The sequence below is a fragment of the Pedobacter sp. AC379 genome (assembly GCF_979258145.1).
On the sequence record NZ_OZ409839.1, the window covers coordinates 1,414,860 to 1,430,969 of the forward strand.

Here is a 16,110-nt window from a genome sequence, read left to right on the forward strand (position 1 = left end):
GCAAATGAATTAATAAGGGATTGAAAAACGCACTGTACAACCCTGGCCTTCTTCACTTTCGAGCGCGATGGTACCTCCCTGTAGGTTTATGAGCTGGCGGCATAGATATAAACCCAATCCTGTTCCGGGCTTTTGGCCACCGGCCTGGTAATAGGGCGAAAACAATTCGGCCTGCTTATCTTTGCGAATGCCCGAGCCTGTATCTCTAACGATTACAGTAAGCAAGTAAGCTTTTTCTTTTTTCTCGAGTTGAGCAGATAAATGAACATAGCCCTTATCTGTATATTTAATGGCGTTGCTTAGTAAATTGATGAGCACCTGTTTAAGCCGCAAATCATCTCCGTTTACGCTTAACTCTTTACTGCCTTCAAATTCAAGATTCAAATCAATCCCTTTTCTTTCAGCCATAAAACGCATGGCTTCCATCGAATCGCTAATGGCCTGGTAAGGGGTAAACGGACTTATATTTAGTTCTGCGGCACTTTGTTCCATTTTACTCACATCAAGTACGTTGTTAACCGTTTCGAGCAGTAGTGTTGAAGATAGATTAATGGAGGTAACTTTCTTCTCCTGATCAGGCAATAAGGTTGTCCGCTTAAGCATAAATACCGCTCCGTTTATGGCCATTAACTTATTGCGGATTTCATGACTCATGATGGCAAGTATTTCTGACTTTTGGCCAGCCAACCTAACAGCCCTCGAATTTTCCATGATGTACCTCCGTTCTGCACCGGAAGCCTTCCTGATGTAAATGATCAGGATGATGATAAAAAGTAATATGAAAACGGATGCTACGCCGGTAAAGGTATTTAAATCGCGGGAAGTTGAACGGTACTCTGCAAGTATTTCCTCACGGCTTTTCTCAAAGGCTACCCGCTCTATACCCTGCACATCCAATAAAAGCCCCCGCAGTTCGGTAAGCAGGTTTAAATTCGCCAAAATCATTTCCTGGTTCGATTGGCCCAGAAGCGCGTATTGTTGGCCGAGTTCATTAATCATTGCTTTCTGATCGGATTCAGATTCAGCTTTTTGCTGATTTTTTTGTTGCTCAATTGTTAATACCTTAACAGTTCTGGTATTGCTCACCGCATCTTTTAATCGTTTAATCAGGCTCCTTTTGGTTGGTTCCTGGTAAACAGAAACAGAGGTATCGGTTTGCATATTCCTTTTTCCGAAACCTTTTGCAGAGCGATCTTGAATTGAGCCTGCGGTTGTTTGCTCAAGGAGCGATGTAAAGCGTTTCTGTAGCTCAAACAGCTGCTGTGAAACCGCTATTTTTTGTTGAAGTGCTTGTGCAATCTGTTGTTTGCTTTTTGGTAAGTGGCCATTTGCGTCCGTTTTATACCGGTTGATTATCCCGCCCATCTTGGCAAAAATCTGTTTAAGGTTTGTTTTGTATGCATCCAAATCACTTGCCCGTCCGTTGGCGCTAGCCTGCCTGAAACTGTTCTCAGTCATATTTAAATCAATGAGCAGCCTGTTTATTGCCGGTTGCTGCCATGGTTGGCGGAGCTGGCCGCTTAAACGGTCGAGTTTTGCAGTTATGGTGTGGCGGAGTATAAAAGAGCCTGCGGTTAATATGAAAGTAAGTATGAGAAAGATAACGAAGAGTTTTCTGATAATTCCGGTAAAACGTTGGGATTGGCGGCGATTAATCATCGTGGGGTTTATTTTCTTATGTTGGTTAGTGAAAACAAGTTTTGCTTAAAACGGCTTTAGCCAGGAGATTTAAACCTAAAAAGTGTATTTAAACTTCATCAGTTCGCTGCCTTGTTAAATTTGTTTATTGCAGAATCTATCTTAAAAGGAAAAAAGATTTTTTTTGTTTTACATGTGGAAAATATTTTCTTCAATCCTTTATAATGATCATGATTAATACACCGCATTATCAGCAATAAAATAGCTCGATAGGGAAAATCTTCTAAGCTGGGTTACACCTTTTTTGCGTAACAATTTTTTATGTAGGAGTAAGTTCAGGTAAAACGATTTTAACTTTAATCTGTTATGCTTTAAACGATTGTATTTTGGAAAATTCGCGCCCTGCTGACCTGGCTTTGCTGGTACAGAATAAGCTTAAGTTAACAAGGAACAAACTCCCGCTTCCTGATTTAAAGGTTTTGGAAGATCTCTTCGATTGCCTTTTTTATTCGAGCATGTGCAAGGAGGAGAGCGAGCTGATCAGGGTTACAATCACCTTTCTCGATCCGCAAAACCCTGATCCTTCTCCTCCAAATTATATTGTACCGGAAAGGTGGAGCTGTGTAGCTTTCGACCATCAAGTGGCGATGACAACCAAAACCCTGGCCAAGCTTTCAAAGGCTGCAGATCCGGCCAGCTCCTCATTAGCTGTTTATTACGATGAAAAGGGCTGCATTTATATCTGGGGTATGATCGATCAGGCGATGCATTATCAAAACTTTTTAAATTATGAGTCTGATACCGGTTCAGAACAACCTGGTTTATTTCAGGTTTCCATCAGCGATATTGGTACTTTGAACGTGCTTTTTGATTATGAACTCCTCGCCACCCTGAAGCATAATGTGCTTGTAAAGCGTTACCTGGATGTTTTAACAATCGGCCCCATTTCTAAAATGTTAAGAAAGAATGCTGATTTTTTGAAGATTACTTTAAAAGCATATCTAGAGCAGTTTCATCCCAATGAAAGCTATGCTGAATGGGAAGACTTTCTAGATGGGCTATGGATCCAGACTTTTTCGAGGTTGCTGCTCAAAATACAGAACTACCAACATGGTGGAGCCATACTGATTGGAGATAACAGTGCTGACCTCGACGTAAAATACAGAATTCATTACGAGCGGCTTACACTAGCGATGGTTGCACATGCAAAAGCATCTATCGATAACTTTGTTGCCGAAAGTAGCATTAAAGGAGATTTGGATGCCGGGAAAAGATCGGTTAGCAAATTGCTTTACCTGCGCGAATCAGGATCTTTTTATACTAAGCAGGGTACAGGGGATGAGATAAAGGGAGCAATTAGCTTTATAGCCTCACAAACCTGTGTAGATGGGGTGGTGCTTTTCAATCGCAGTATGGTGAGCAACGGTTTTGGCGCAGTACTCCGGGCCAAAAAAATGCCTAGAAAGATTTATGTTTCTTCTACTGCAACTGCAACTCTAAAATCGCTTGAACCACATGATCCCAGGCATTATGGAACAAGGCACCGATCAATGATTGCCTATTGCTGGAACCATCCATCTTCCCTTGGCCTGGTTATATCTCAGGATGGTGATATCAGGGCATTTTCGAAAGTAGAAGATAAGTTAATTATGTGGGAGAATATTAAAACCCAACAGTATTTAACAGGCAGGAGCCAAAAACAGCGGAAAGCAGACGGTTAAATTTTCGTACAACATAAGCTATAGATCTGTGTTTATCTGTATTTCAAAAGTGCTAACATAATAACATTGGCATTGTGTATGTAGCGTTAATCTGCGGAATATCGAACGATATTGACGGCGCAAAGCGGTGGCGAATTTTCTGCTTCAACTAATTTTCATTAACGTCCACTTCGCTTATGTAATGATTTTATAAGGGAATGCTAAACCAAAATTTGCTGCCCTGGCCAATCTGGCTTTCTACGCCAATCTTTCCCCCGTGGCGGTAGATGATCTCTGCACACAAATAGAGGCCAATGCCGAAACCTGCAATGGTTTTGGTCTGTTGACTTTCAACGCGATAGTAACGGTTAAACAACTTTGGCTGATCTTCCGCATTAATGCCCATTCCACTGTCTTTTACACGTACAATTATCTCTTTGCCAATTATTTCCGAGTCGATCATTACGGTACTTCCATTTGGAGAATATTTTACAGCGTTACTGATCAGGTTATTGATTACCTGACTGATTTTATCACGGTCTGCATTAATTTGCTGTTCGCCCTTAATTGAGAAGTTGATCTGGTGGGTACTGATCATAATCCTATATTCTTCCTCAATTTCTTTCATTAGCTCACCCATTTCGAAATGGCTTTTATCAATGTGGATTTTGCCGGCTTCCAATCTGGAAACATTTAAAAAACCATTAATCATTGTGGTCATCTTTTTAACCTGGCTAAGCGAACGGTCCAGTACACCAAGAGATGGGCTGTCATCAGTAGTACGAGCTTTACGCTGCAGGATTTGTAAAAAAGCGTTTAGCGAGGTAAGTGGCGTTTTAAGCTCGTGGCTAACCATACCGATAAAGTCATTCTTGCGCAGTTCTTCTTCTTTCATGCGTTCTATATCAGTGGTACAACCCACCCACATGGTAATCTGCCCTTGCGAATCCATTATAGGAGAGGCAATATTCAGGTGCCATCGGTAATCGCCATTAATGTCTTTAAAGCGCATTTCCATTTCAAGCGCTGTCCCTTTAGCAGCGGCCTCACCCAATCGCTGCTGAAACTCCGGAATTTCTTCAGTATGCATCATCTGGTGATACCCGAAATCCCTTAAGTCTTCAAAGTTCATTCCACTGTAATCCAGCCATTGTTGGTTAAAGAAGGTTACTTCTCCGCTAGGGAGTGCATTGCTTATTTTTGCCGGTACAATATCAGCCAGGGAACGGAAGTGTTTTTCGCTTTCTTCTATTTTTTTGCGTGCAAGCACCTGTGTGGTAATATCAATGGCAACGATCATAAGTGCGAATGGCTTGCCATCGGCATCTTTTAACGGCTCATAAACAAAGTTGATATGAACAGTTTGTGGCTCGCCGTTTCTGATAAGTATAATTTCATGTTCGTTTGCATAATAGCTAGAGCCGATTGCAAGTACCTGTTTTGTAATCGGTTCATAAATTGCGCTAGATTCTGCGTTCACCTCCCAGTAAGGCATAACATCAAATGCTTCCCGAGGTTTTCCGATGATTTCCAGAAAAGTGTCGTTCATTTCGACCACAAACAGTGGATCTCCTTGCAATATGCACATTCCCACTGGTGCCTGTTTTACTATGTTCCGAAGGTTTTCCTCATTTGCGCTTAGCCTATCGTTGGCCAGCTGTTTCTTTCCGTTTTTTTAGGTTCGGCATTAAAGCTTAACAGTATTAAAATATTGTTTTCAGCTTTAGCGTTAAAGACCTCATTCCATGAAAAAACTACTTTATAATTGTCTGTTGCGGTACAGACCAGGTAATACTCACTTAATTTTTTTGGTGATGCTTCATCTATGGTTACTTTCGATAGAATATTTTTTAAAGCAACACCTTTAACGTTTTTGATACTGCTTTTACGTTCTAAGAGATGGTTGAAAATTACCAAACTATCCAGACTTATCATTTTGTAATTCTTCAATGATGCTAAGTCGATTGTTAATTTGTTTTTTACTTTTCCATCTATTACAAACTCTTTGCTTTCCTGCGCTTTTGCAGCAAAAGCTAATAATAGAAGAACGGGAATGATATATTTCATTTTATGCATGTGTAAATAATAATTTATAAGCAGCTAAAGCAAGTACGCAGGCCAATACGTTTTTTAATACGGTTTGAGGGAACTTCAGCGCACCAAAATATGCACCGCAAATGCCGCCCAAAAATGCAATTCCCACATAGGCTAGCATGTCTGCATTGAACTGGAATCCCTTGATTAGCTGGCCTCCTAAACCGGATAATGAATTTACAAAAATAAAGGCAGCACTAATTGCTGCAGTTTGTTTTTGATCGGCCCATCTCAGTAATAATATTACGGGAGAGAGTATAATTCCCCCTCCAATACCAATCATTCCGGAGAGCAAACCTATAATACCACCAATAGCGAGGGAAAGTGGAATGTTCGATTTATTAAAATCTTTCGGGTCTGTATTTTTAAAAAAGAAGAACCGAATTACCGGTATAAGCAGCAATACCCCCAATATTTTTTTGTAAGCCGCACTTTCAATAGCCATTGTGCCACCTAAAAAGGAGAGTGGAATAGAGGCAGCGGCAAAAGGCCAGAACATTTTCCATTTAAAATGTCCTCCTCTGTAAAATTGAATGAACGAGGTGGAAGAAACAAACAGATTTAATAAAAGAGCAGTCGGTTTCATAACGGCTGGCGAAACCGCAAAAATAGCCATTAAGGCTAAATAGCCACTTGCTCCTCCATGCCCTACCGAGGCGTACAGAAATGCAACAATAAATAATAAGATATAAAACAGTAAAAAACTTTCTTGCATTGATTATTGGCTTATAAGTAGAACATCAACACTTTCGCCCTGCGCAAAGGTTTATTGCACTTCCTTTAAACAGATTAAACAATTCGACTGCGCAAAGGAACTTAAACGATAAGATTCCTGAGCATTTAACGGCGTTACCATACCATTTTCATAAATGCCTTTTAGAAAATGCGTAAGTCCTTTGGGTTTTTGATAGCTGGTATTCAATTGTGCCTTAATAGTTTTTAAAGCGTTCTTTTTGGCGGACATTCCTTTTAAAACCGGCAAAACATAATTGTAATAGCAGCTCAAAACCGAGGATGGATTACCAGGAAGCCCGAAAATGAGCTTATTTTATTTCGTGCCAAAAAATAGTGGTTTGCCGGGCTTCTGTTTTACTTTATGAAAAATTTGTTTAACTCCGCAATTTCTAGCTGCCTCGATAACAAAATCATAATCACCAACGCTTACGCCACCGGTCAATAGAACTAAGTCACAGCTATTCAATGCTTCTTTTAAAGTTGTGGTTAATTTTTCCAGCTCATCTACTACCCAAAAAACTTCGATATTTGTAATTCCCTGAATTTTCAATGCAGCGGTTAAGGAATACGAGTTCGATTCATAAACCTGACCGAAATCCAATGCCGCACCAAGCTCTTTCAATTCATTGCCCGTAAGGATAATAGCAAGTTTAGGCATCGGAAAAACATCAGCTTCAGTAATCCCGATTCCTGCTAAAAAACCGATTGCCGCCGCACTAAGTATTTCTCCCTTTTGCATTGCCAGTGCACCTGCCTTAATTTCTGATCCCTTTTCCCTCACATTATTTCCAGTTGATAGGCTAGGATCATTCAGAATAATTTTGTTTCCTGATTTTTCGATTTTCTCCTGCATCACAACTGTATCAGCACCATCAGCAAGTGGCGCACTGGTGAAGATGCGATTGGTTTCTCCATACCTTACTTCAAGGTATTGATTTGTTCCAGCTGCCATTTCACCAACTAAAATTAGTTCGGATAAATTTTTATCATAGCTAAATGCGTAGCCATCCATAGATGATTCCCGGAAAGCGGGAATGTCATAAATTGCAAGAATATCTTGCGCCAGTACGTGCCCGCAACGCTGGTTTAGTGGTAACCTTACAGGAGTAAGCAGATTAATATTTTGGGAAATGAGTTCTTGGGCTTGTTGTACAGTAATCATGTATCTTATCCTCCAATGGTAATCATACTTCGGTTTTTTATGGTTTCTGGGTCAAGATGCTCAAAGTCAGTAATCATTTGACCACCCAATTCTTTTTTCTTACTCATAATAGATGCCCTGATAAGCGGCAGAACTTCTTCTTTATTTCTAAGAGCAGAAAGCAAATCTGTTTCCCCGTTGGAAAACAGGCAATTTTTTAGCTTACCATCCGCAGTCAGGCGCATTCGGTTACATGTGCTGCAAAATGGTGCAGTCATGGTACTGATAATTGCGAATGAACCTTCATGACCGGGAATTATAAAATGCTTTGCCGTATCATGAGGCATTCCTTCTACGGGCAAAACCGTAAAATCCTGTTCAATTCTAGATAAAATTTCCTGGAGGGAATACATTTTATTGCTGGTCCATCTATTCCCGCTAAAGGGCATAAACTCGATAAATCTGACCTGAATGGGGTTATGTTTTGTCCAGTTTATGAAGTCTTTTATTTCGCCATCATTCATACCCTTCATCACCACCATATTAATTTTAACCATGATTTTTTCCTGAAGCAGTAATTCTATATTACTGCGAACCTGATGGAAGACATCGCGGCGGGTAATAAGCATAAACTTTTCTGGCTGCAGGGTATCCAGACTAATATTGATGCTCTTTATTCCAGCTGCAACCAGCGTTGGCAACATTTCGGCAATTCTTGTTCCATTGGTGGTAATTACCAATTCTACGGGTAATTTACCAAGTTCTGTTATAATTTCTGCCGCATCTTTTCGTACCAGAGGCTCACCACCGGTAAGCCTAATTTTTTTTACGCCCTGTTCAACAAAAATTTTCGCCAGGGTTAAAATCTCATCAGGCTGCATTAAACGGGAGGCTGGGGTAAAATCGTATTCTTCTTCGGGCATGCAATAAAAGCATCGGAAGTTACAGTTATCGGTAAGGGATATCCGCAGATAATCATGCACGCGTCCAAAGGAATCCTTTATCATTTTAGTCAATTAAATTTTTATAATCTGTTTCGGTATCAATGTCGATGTTTCCCAATGCAAATTGAATTGTTGCCACATCGTTTATATGTTTGGCCATTAGGTGTTTCGCACCATGTCCACCTTCTAGCAAATCCAGTTCATCAAAATACTGCGTATTGAACAATGCTGGCTTGCCTATGGTTTCGGCATAACTACAGGCAATGATATTTTTACCTGTTTTAAGCTGCTGCTCATGCAATGAGTTAAAAATATCAGCAGTAACAAATGGTTGATCAGTAACAGTTACAATTACGTTTTCTATTTCTGGCTCGAGGCCAATAATTTTTTTTTAGGCCTACCTTAATACTGGCTGACATGCTATCCTGCCAATTATCGTTGACGGTATAATTAATGTTCATTTCTTTAATTGATGCCAAAATTTCATCAGCGTAGGCACCCAAAACCAAAACAATAGGGGCGAATGAAGTTTGTTCTGCTGCTGCTACGGTTTTCTCTAAAAGTGTATTTTCTTTAAACACAAGCAGTTGTTTGGGTTTTCCCAGTCTGCTACAATTGCCGGCTGCCAATATTATTATTCCTGTTTTCATGACATAGATTTTGTATGTACATGAATAGGCTGGTTTTTCTCTTTTAGTGACGATGCTGTTGCTCTGCTCAAAGAAGACTTAATTTCGGCGATAATTGAAATTGCAATTTCTTCTGCCGTCTCTGCACCAATATCCAGTCCAACTGGTCCATAAACACGAGAGCGGTTAGCTTCGGTATTCATGTCAAGCTCGTCCAACATTCTCAACAGTTTTTTCTTCGGTCCCAAGGCGCCAATATAGGGTACATCAGTTTGCAAAAGTAAGCCCAAAAACTCGGTATCGTAGTTATAGTTATGTGTTATCAAAACGATAGCAGTTTGAGCATCAATATTAAGCTGAGGTAATAGTTGAGCGGGTTTTGTAACCAGAGTTTTGGCATTTGGAAAACGTTGACGCGTTGCATGGGTTGGCCTTCCATCCGCGATTGTTACTTGCCAGCCCAATATATGCGCAATGGTTGCCAGTGGCTGTGCATCGTTGCCAGCTCCAGCAATAACCAAAGCAATGGGAGGTTTGATAAACTCTATGAAACCATCGATCAACTCGTTTTCAAACTTATAGTTCTTAAGTTCAGACTCCTCGCTATCCAATACTTGCTGCACATCGGCTAAAATTTCTGATGTTATCGATGTTGGAAGATTACCTAATCGATTTTCACTTTTTATGATAGATCTTGTTCCAAGGTGGGTTTTAGATTCTAAAGAAAACAGCGTAATAATTACCGCATTTTCCCTTTCACCGTTTATTGATTCCAATATTTTGATTGGATTATTTTCATCTAAACCATCAATCGGTTCGAAAAGAATATGCACAATGCCGTTACAGCCTAACTGCACACCAAATTTTGCATCATCCTCATCTGTAGTATCGTAGGTTACCAGTCTATTTTCTTGCTGATGTATGGCCGAAAGAGCCTTTTTCAAGGCGTCGCCTTCCAAACAACCTCCACTTATCGCTCCGGTTAGTAATCCATCTTCGGTAATTAGCATCCTTGCACCCGGTCTGCGATATGACGAACCTTCGACCCTGACCACTGTTGCCAAGGCAGACCTTTGGCCCGCTTTTCTTGCTAGTTGATACGCTACTATAATATCGTTAATTTCTTTCATTCTATTTTTTGATAGCAGGAGTTTGCCAAATCCTGTTCCAATGATTTATAGAAAACCTTTACACGGCTTTTAGGTCAAAAGGAAGTTTTCGGATCCGTTTGCCCGTAAGATCAAATATGGCATTGGTAAGTGCTGGAGCGAACGCCGGAAGCCCTGGTTCCCCCACACCACCTGCATCGGCTTCATTTTCCATAATATAGACGTCTATCGGAGGGATGTCTGTGATCCGCGGCATCTTATAATCATAAAAATTTCGCTGCTGTACCAGTCCATCGCTGAACGTAATCTCATGAAGGGTTGCAGCTCCTAGGGCCATCACAATGCTTCCTTCCACTTGCGCCTTAATGATATCCGGATTTACATACCAGCCACAGTCCATTACTGCCCAAACTTGATCGATCTTGATTTTTCCATTTCCATCTTTCGATACCTTTACGATCTGCCCGACAGTGCTAGCAAAACATTCGGTAATGGCCACGCCAAATCCCTCATTCTTCTTTCTTTTTTTCCAGCCGGACACCTCTTCCATTCTATCGATCAGTTTTTGACTGCGTTCATCCTTCAGGTTCTCCCTTCTTAACGCCAGTGGATCCTTACCAGCTTTTAAAGCAAGTTCATCCATAAAACTTTCATAAGCAAAGCCATTGGTGGATGCATAAACCGAGCGCCACCACATCGTTGGCATAGGTGTTTCAAATTGAACCTCAGCAAAACTTATATTTTTGATGCTTTCGTAATAAGGCTTCAAAAATCCTTCAGAGGTGCTTCCATTCGCCTTGTTCGACTTCGTCCCTCTCATCCAGTGGTCGTTATTCTGTCCGCACATGCGAAACTTTAGCGCGGTTACCATCCCATTTTCTACTGCCCCCTGGCAGCGGTAAGAAATACCGGGCCTATGCGGACCTTGTGTGATATCGTCTTCCCTGGACCAGATTACCTGGATCGGAACGCCCATTTCCCTGGAAATGATCGCCGCCTCATGCGGATAGTCCATGAATGCCTTCCTTCCAAAGCCACCGCCAAGAAAGGTCATGTGCACAATAATTTTTTCCCTTGGCATCTTTAGTTCTGCACTGAGGTAGTCCTGGACCATATCGGGGGCCTGGATCGGCCCCCAAATTTCCAGTTTGTCAGCCTGATAGTGTGCAACGCAATTCACTGGTTCTATTGGAGTGTGCGATTGATAGGGCGTTTGATAAACTACATCAAGCGCATTTGCGCTTTGTGCAATTGTCTCATCCGGGTTTCCCTGTTTGCTAAGGAAAAGTCCTTCACTGGTTTTAAGCATTTCCATTTGTCTGCTGTAGATTAGCGGAGTGCTGATGTGTTCAAATCCAGTATCGTCCCATTCTACCTTCAGCGCTTTTTTACCCTGCATGGCTGCCCAGGTAGAGGTGGCGACTACGACCACGCCTTCGCGATAGGTTTTGAAAACCAGCATTTTTACCTTAAAGATCTTTTTTACGCCTGGCACCCTCATTGCAGCGGTATCATCAAAACTTTTTACAGTTCCGCGAAGTCTGGGGTTACGCTCCACTACTGCATACAGCATCCCCGGCAACGTTTTATCGATTCCGAATATAGCCGTTCCATTGGTCTTCATTGGAGTATCCAACCTTTTGAGCGGTTTGCGGATGAGTTTATATTCGGAAGTTTTTTTGAGTACCACGTCCTTTGGAGCCGGCAGTTTTGTAGCTTCTTCCACAAGTTCCCCGTAGTGGAATTTCCTATTTGTGGGTTTGTGGAAAACGTGACCGGATTGGGCATAGCATTCCGCTTGTGGAACAGCCCATTTTGTTGCCGCAACAGAAATCAGCATTACCCTTGCCGTGGCGCTAAGCTTGAGCAGGTTTTTGTAGCTGCTTCGAATAGTTGAGCTTCCACCGGTAATCTGATTTCCATATTTTTTATGCCCTATTGCCGAAGCAACGTCTATATCTTTCAGATCCACTTCCAGTTCTTCAGCAATGATCTGGGGTACTGACTGATAAGAGCCCTGGCCCATTTCTGCCCGATGGTTGAATAGAGTAACCTTTCCGTTAATATTGATATGGATCCATGGGTTCATCTCGAAGTCAGCGGCAGCTGAACCACAGGTATTGACTATTGCCGCTTCCTCAGCGTTTGACGGGAAATAAAATCCCAGACATAGCGCCGTGCCGGCAAGGCCTGCTACCCTTAAAAAATCCCGTCTTGATACTTCGCTGTTGCTCATTTTATCTGTTTTTTAGGTTGACTTTTATTTCTTTGGTGCGTAGGCTCCAGTATTGAGCCAGATCAGCCACTGTTTTTTAAATTCTGCATGAGATAACGGAGGAAGCGTTCGTCCATCTCCTGGAGCCCAGCCCCATTTCACCAAATCATCGTCAGCGTGTGCTATCAACATTTTCATGTTTTTGTTCCCGTTCTGTGTAGGATCAACAAGCTGCTTGGCCAATTGACGTGCGGTTTTCCCTTGGAATACCATTTTCATGTTCGCAGGGGGCAGGTGCCAATTAGGATTTCCGGGAGGAGCATGTAGTCCCTTGGTATTTTCCGGCTGGTGGCAGTTCGTACATTTCATCGCTAGCAAGCCTTTTCCTTCAACGCCCCTTTTGGGGAACATGTCGTGGAGGTGGCTATCGTCACCCTGAAGTGGTATATCGCCGGAGGGGTGACAGTTCATGCAACGCGGGCTCATCAGGACACGGTAAACCTGCTGAAATGCCTTTACCGATGCGATGCTGTCCTTTTTCACCGGTGTTTTTAGTTGCGCTACAGGTTGCGGTTCATTTTCAAAACCGAAGGCCATGCAAATTACCAGTGTGCCAAGAATGAATGATACCACTAGGATCCTAGTGCCTTTAATATCACTTACGATTTTTCGTTTCATTATACGCCTCCTTTTTTTTGCATTTCTGCAGCCATGTGTATTGCCTGTCGGATGCGCGGATAAGTACCACAACGGCATAAATTTCCTGCCATTGCATTGTCTATATCTTCATCTGTAGGGTTTGGTTTTTCTTTCAGCAGAACGGCGGCGGACATGATCTGACCGGAATGGCAATAGCCACATTGGGGTACGCTTACCTCGTTCCATGCAAGCTGAAGCGGATGATCGTTATTTTCCGACAGTCCCTCGATCGTTGTGATCTGTTTTCCCTGGGCTCTTTTAAGCTTTGTGACGCAGGATCTTACGGCCTCACCATCGAGATGGACGACACAGGCTCCACATTGGGCAACCCCACATCCATATTTGGTGCCCGTAAGTCCAACAAGGTCACGAATGGCCCATAAGAGCGGCATTTCGGGATCCGCATCTATTTCATGGGCTTTTTGGTTAATGTTAAGTTTGATCATATAATTGGTCTTGTTTAGGATGTCCCGGTGGCTTTATTAGATCTTTATAATGTTTACAGCCAAAAATACTCTATCACTCCAGTCATTTTAGTCTTGTGATTAATTTAACGTCCTATACTCATTTGGTGTCAGTCCTGTTTTTTGCTTGAATAGCCTGGTAAAATGCTGTTGATACCTAAAGCCGAGCTCACAGGCTATTTGATTTAATTTTTTTGAGCTGTCGAAAAGTTGCGCTTTGGCCTGTTCGATCATTTTTGACTGGATGTAATCCATGGCGGTGTTGCCCGTTTCCCTTTTGATCAGGTCGCCGAAATAGTTGGGCGATAGGTGCAACTGGCCTGCGCAGTATGCCACACTAGGCAGTCCTAGCTGAGCGCCCTTTCCTGATCGGAAATAGTCCGTTAACAGGTTCTCAAAACTAACAAGAATATCCTTGTTTTCATTGCTGCGGGTAATAAACTGACGGTCATAAAAACGAATGCAGTAGTTTAACAACAGTTCGATATTTGAAACGATCAGCGTCTTGCTGTGCTTATCGATGTTCTGTTCTATTTCGGAGGAAATTTTTAGCAGTGATTCTATGATTATTTTTTTCTCCTTTTTTGAAAGGTGGAGGGCCTCGTTCACTTCATATGAAAAGAAGTTGTAGTCTTTAATTATTCTGCCTAAATGGGTTCCCTTCAACAGATCGGGATGAAAGACAAGACCGTAGCCGGAAGGCGTTACCGGAACGCCTCCGCTGTATATGCCATATACCTGTCCGGGCTGGATAAACACCATGGTTCCATCCTCATAGTCATAGGTCTGGCAGCCATAGGTCATATTACCACATTTTATGTTCTTGAAGAATACGGCATACACACCCATGTAGTGTTTATAATGAATAATCGTAGGAACCTCATTGAAATTTACCACACTAACCAAAGGGTGAAGGGTGTCCACGCCAGCATACTCATTATACTGGCGAACCGTGTCTAATCTTTTAACATCTTCCATTTCCTTTAACATTATACCGAATTTAACGAAATGAATCTGGATTGGCGAATGTTTACCCATAATCAGTAAAAATGGTAAATAAAAGAGTATTATGTGTAAAAATGAAACCGCACACGAATGGCCCGAGTTAGGAATAAAGTCTGTCTGCTGAGCCGGTGATTAATATCCTTTTCATTTGAATGAGTTGTACATCAAATATGTTGATCTGCTACAACTGGACATTATAGCCCCATCTCTACCCAATCGCTAAGAAACCTAATTTGTAACTTCATATTCGCTCCCGGTATTCCTTAGGCGTTACGCCGAGCAATTTTTTTACATACCGGCTAAAGAACGAGCGGCTCGAAAAATCCATTTGATCTGCAATTTCTGAGATATTCAGCTGCTTGTTTTGTAACAGGATAATAATCCGTTCCTTTGCGTTACGCTGTATCCATTCTGAGGCGGTAATCCGGGTATTGGCCTTGCAAATGTAATTGAGGTACTTGGGCGTGATATTCAGCTTTTCGCTATAAAACCGAACCTCCCGCTCCCTCATACAATTTTCTCGCACCAATTGTACGAACTGCTCATACAAGGTACCGCTTTGCAAACTTCGTTTTTTTCTGTCGAGCTCGTCCTCAAAAATGTGCCACATCTCCAATAGGAAAATCTGCATTTGAAGTTTAAGTGCTTCCTTATAAAACCGATGGCCTGTTTCCTGCGACATATCATACAGCAACTGAAAATTTTTCAGGATCTTCTCCTTATCTTTTTCATCCGGATGCAAGATCGGATATTCCTTGGAATGTATAATGCTATCTATGCTCGCCGTGGCACTGGGCAAACTTGCGGTAAGCAGTTCGCTGTCGACAAACAAGACCGTGGCCTTAAAATTTTTTGAAAAAGACAGGTCTGATACATTGATACCCGCCAGCCAAAAAATAAATTCGCCCTTTTGACTTTGATATTGCTGGTCATTAAAGACAAATTTCACGCTACCGCGCTGACAATACATATGGGTATGAAACCGGATATTAAAATCCGCTGGGAATTCACTTGCCGATACTGCTTTGCAGAGCATAACTTTTTGATTTGCTGCCATATTAGGTAAAAGTAAAACAATTAATTAATAATAAGTAATATTTGACATTACTTGCGAAATAAATGTAACAGAAGACCTTTGAAATCCTTTTATCTTTGTTGAAAATAAAAATCAGGTCAATGAGCACAGAGAACATTTTCGAGAGGTTACGCAATGGAGAAACCATTTCACCGAACGATCCGGAAGCATACAGAATGCGGGAAGAATCGTTTGCGACCAAGAAACTTTTGGTCCAAATGAATAGCACCCCAGATCCAGATGAAATAAGAAACTATTTAAGCCAAATAACGCATACGGAAATTGATGAAAGTGTTGTGGTATTTACGCCTTTGCACATCAATTACGGAAAGCACACGAAAATTGGTAAAAATGTCTTCATCAATTTTGATTGTGTTTTTTTGGACCTTGGCGGAATTACCATTGAGGACGATGTGTTTATCGCTCCGAAAGTAAGCATATTATCAGAGGGACATCCAACTTCACTAGAAGACCGCCATTCATTGGTTCCAAAAGCCATCCACATCAAAAAAAATGCTTGGATCGGTGCGGGGGCAACGATACTTCCTGGAGTGACCATTGGAGAAAATGCCGTGGTTGCCGCTGGAGCAGTTGTTTCCAGTGAGGTTGCCCCGAATACAATTGTCGGAGGAGTTCCGGCAAAATTCATCAAAAACATTTAA

The 16,110-nt window shown here is 41.7% G+C and carries 17 protein-coding genes; 2 read left to right on the forward strand and 15 right to left on the reverse strand.

Going from position 1 to position 16,110, the window contains the following annotated elements; all coding sequences use genetic code 11:
- Window positions 1–9: 9 nt before the first annotated feature.
- Window positions 10–1,659 (reverse strand): ATP-binding protein, encoded by a 1,650-nt coding sequence (locus ACZZZW_RS06235; protein WP_463492589.1) that lies wholly within the window; start codon window positions 1,657–1,659, stop codon window positions 10–12.
- Window positions 1,660–2,024: 365 nt separating this feature from the next.
- Here ACZZZW_RS06235 and ACZZZW_RS06240 point away from each other — a divergent pair, with 365 nt between their 5' ends.
- On the forward strand, window positions 2,025–3,359 hold the full coding sequence (locus ACZZZW_RS06240) for a putative sensor domain DACNV-containing protein (RefSeq protein WP_463492590.1): 1,335 nt from the start codon (window positions 2,025–2,027) through the stop codon (window positions 3,357–3,359).
- 187 nt (window positions 3,360–3,546) lie between these two features.
- Here the strand turns inward: ACZZZW_RS06240 and ACZZZW_RS06245 are convergent, their stop codons facing one another.
- The 14 genes from ACZZZW_RS06245 to ACZZZW_RS06310 form a co-directional block, all read right to left on the reverse strand.
- A complete protein-coding gene (locus ACZZZW_RS06245) occupies window positions 3,547–4,932 on the reverse strand; it encodes an ATP-binding protein (protein WP_463492591.1) in 1,386 nt (461 codons plus the stop codon).
- Window positions 4,933–4,976: 44 nt separating this feature from the next.
- Window positions 4,977–5,405, reverse strand: coding sequence for a molybdopterin-binding protein (locus tag ACZZZW_RS06250; protein WP_463492592.1), 429 nt, complete (start codon window positions 5,403–5,405; stop codon window positions 4,977–4,979).
- Window position 5,406: 1 nt separating this feature from the next.
- Complete coding sequence (locus ACZZZW_RS06255; protein ID WP_463492593.1) at window positions 5,407–6,147, reverse strand: sulfite exporter TauE/SafE family protein; 741 nt, start codon at window positions 6,145–6,147, stop codon at window positions 5,407–5,409.
- Between the two features lie 51 nt (window positions 6,148–6,198).
- A complete protein-coding gene (locus tag ACZZZW_RS06260; protein WP_463492594.1) occupies window positions 6,199–6,396 on the reverse strand; it encodes a hypothetical protein in 198 nt (65 codons plus the stop codon).
- 84 nt (window positions 6,397–6,480) lie between these two features.
- Window positions 6,481–7,329, reverse strand: a complete 849-nt coding sequence (locus ACZZZW_RS06265) for a molybdopterin molybdotransferase MoeA (RefSeq protein ID WP_463492595.1) — start codon at window positions 7,327–7,329, stop codon at window positions 6,481–6,483.
- A 5-nt stretch (window positions 7,330–7,334) separates the two neighbouring features.
- On the reverse strand, window positions 7,335–8,315 hold the full coding sequence (gene moaA / locus ACZZZW_RS06270; protein ID WP_463492596.1) for a GTP 3',8-cyclase MoaA: 981 nt from the start codon (window positions 8,313–8,315) through the stop codon (window positions 7,335–7,337).
- Between the two features lies 1 nt (window position 8,316).
- Complete coding sequence (locus ACZZZW_RS06275; RefSeq protein WP_463497724.1) at window positions 8,317–8,637, reverse strand: nucleotidyltransferase family protein; 321 nt, start codon at window positions 8,635–8,637, stop codon at window positions 8,317–8,319.
- Complete coding sequence (locus ACZZZW_RS06280; protein WP_055909699.1) at window positions 8,588–8,902, reverse strand: nucleotidyltransferase family protein; 315 nt, start codon at window positions 8,900–8,902, stop codon at window positions 8,588–8,590. Before ACZZZW_RS06280 ends, ACZZZW_RS06275 begins: the two co-directional genes overlap by 50 nt.
- The gene (locus tag ACZZZW_RS06285; protein WP_463492597.1) at window positions 8,899–10,011 is read right to left on the reverse strand and encodes an XdhC family protein; all 1,113 of its coding nucleotides are present in this window, start codon (window positions 10,009–10,011) and stop codon (window positions 8,899–8,901) included. The genes ACZZZW_RS06280 and ACZZZW_RS06285 overlap by 4 nt, the downstream gene beginning before the upstream one ends.
- Window positions 10,012–10,069: 58 nt before the next feature.
- A complete protein-coding gene (locus ACZZZW_RS06290) occupies window positions 10,070–12,226 on the reverse strand; it encodes a molybdopterin cofactor-binding domain-containing protein (protein WP_463492598.1) in 2,157 nt (718 codons plus the stop codon).
- Window positions 12,227–12,250: 24 nt separating this feature from the next.
- Window positions 12,251–12,883 carry a hypothetical protein gene (locus tag ACZZZW_RS06295; RefSeq protein WP_055909708.1) on the reverse strand — a complete coding sequence of 211 codons (633 nt, stop codon included), beginning with the start codon at window positions 12,881–12,883 and terminating at the stop codon, window positions 12,251–12,253.
- Window positions 12,883–13,350: a (2Fe-2S)-binding protein gene (locus tag ACZZZW_RS06300; RefSeq protein ID WP_055909711.1), complete on the reverse strand. Its 468-nt coding sequence runs from the start codon at window positions 13,348–13,350 to the stop codon at window positions 12,883–12,885. Before ACZZZW_RS06300 ends, ACZZZW_RS06295 begins: the two co-directional genes overlap by 1 nt.
- Before the next feature lie 99 nt (window positions 13,351–13,449).
- The gene (locus ACZZZW_RS06305; protein ID WP_463492599.1) at window positions 13,450–14,358 is read right to left on the reverse strand and encodes a helix-turn-helix domain-containing protein; all 909 of its coding nucleotides are present in this window, start codon (window positions 14,356–14,358) and stop codon (window positions 13,450–13,452) included.
- A gap of 256 nt (window positions 14,359–14,614) precedes the next feature.
- Window positions 14,615–15,430: an AraC family transcriptional regulator gene (locus ACZZZW_RS06310; RefSeq protein WP_463492600.1), complete on the reverse strand. Its 816-nt coding sequence runs from the start codon at window positions 15,428–15,430 to the stop codon at window positions 14,615–14,617.
- Between the two features lie 119 nt (window positions 15,431–15,549).
- On the opposite strand from ACZZZW_RS06310, the gene ACZZZW_RS06315 reads away from it, so the two are divergent.
- Entirely contained in the window at window positions 15,550–16,110 is a 561-nt protein-coding gene (locus ACZZZW_RS06315; protein WP_463492601.1) for a DapH/DapD/GlmU-related protein, read from the forward strand.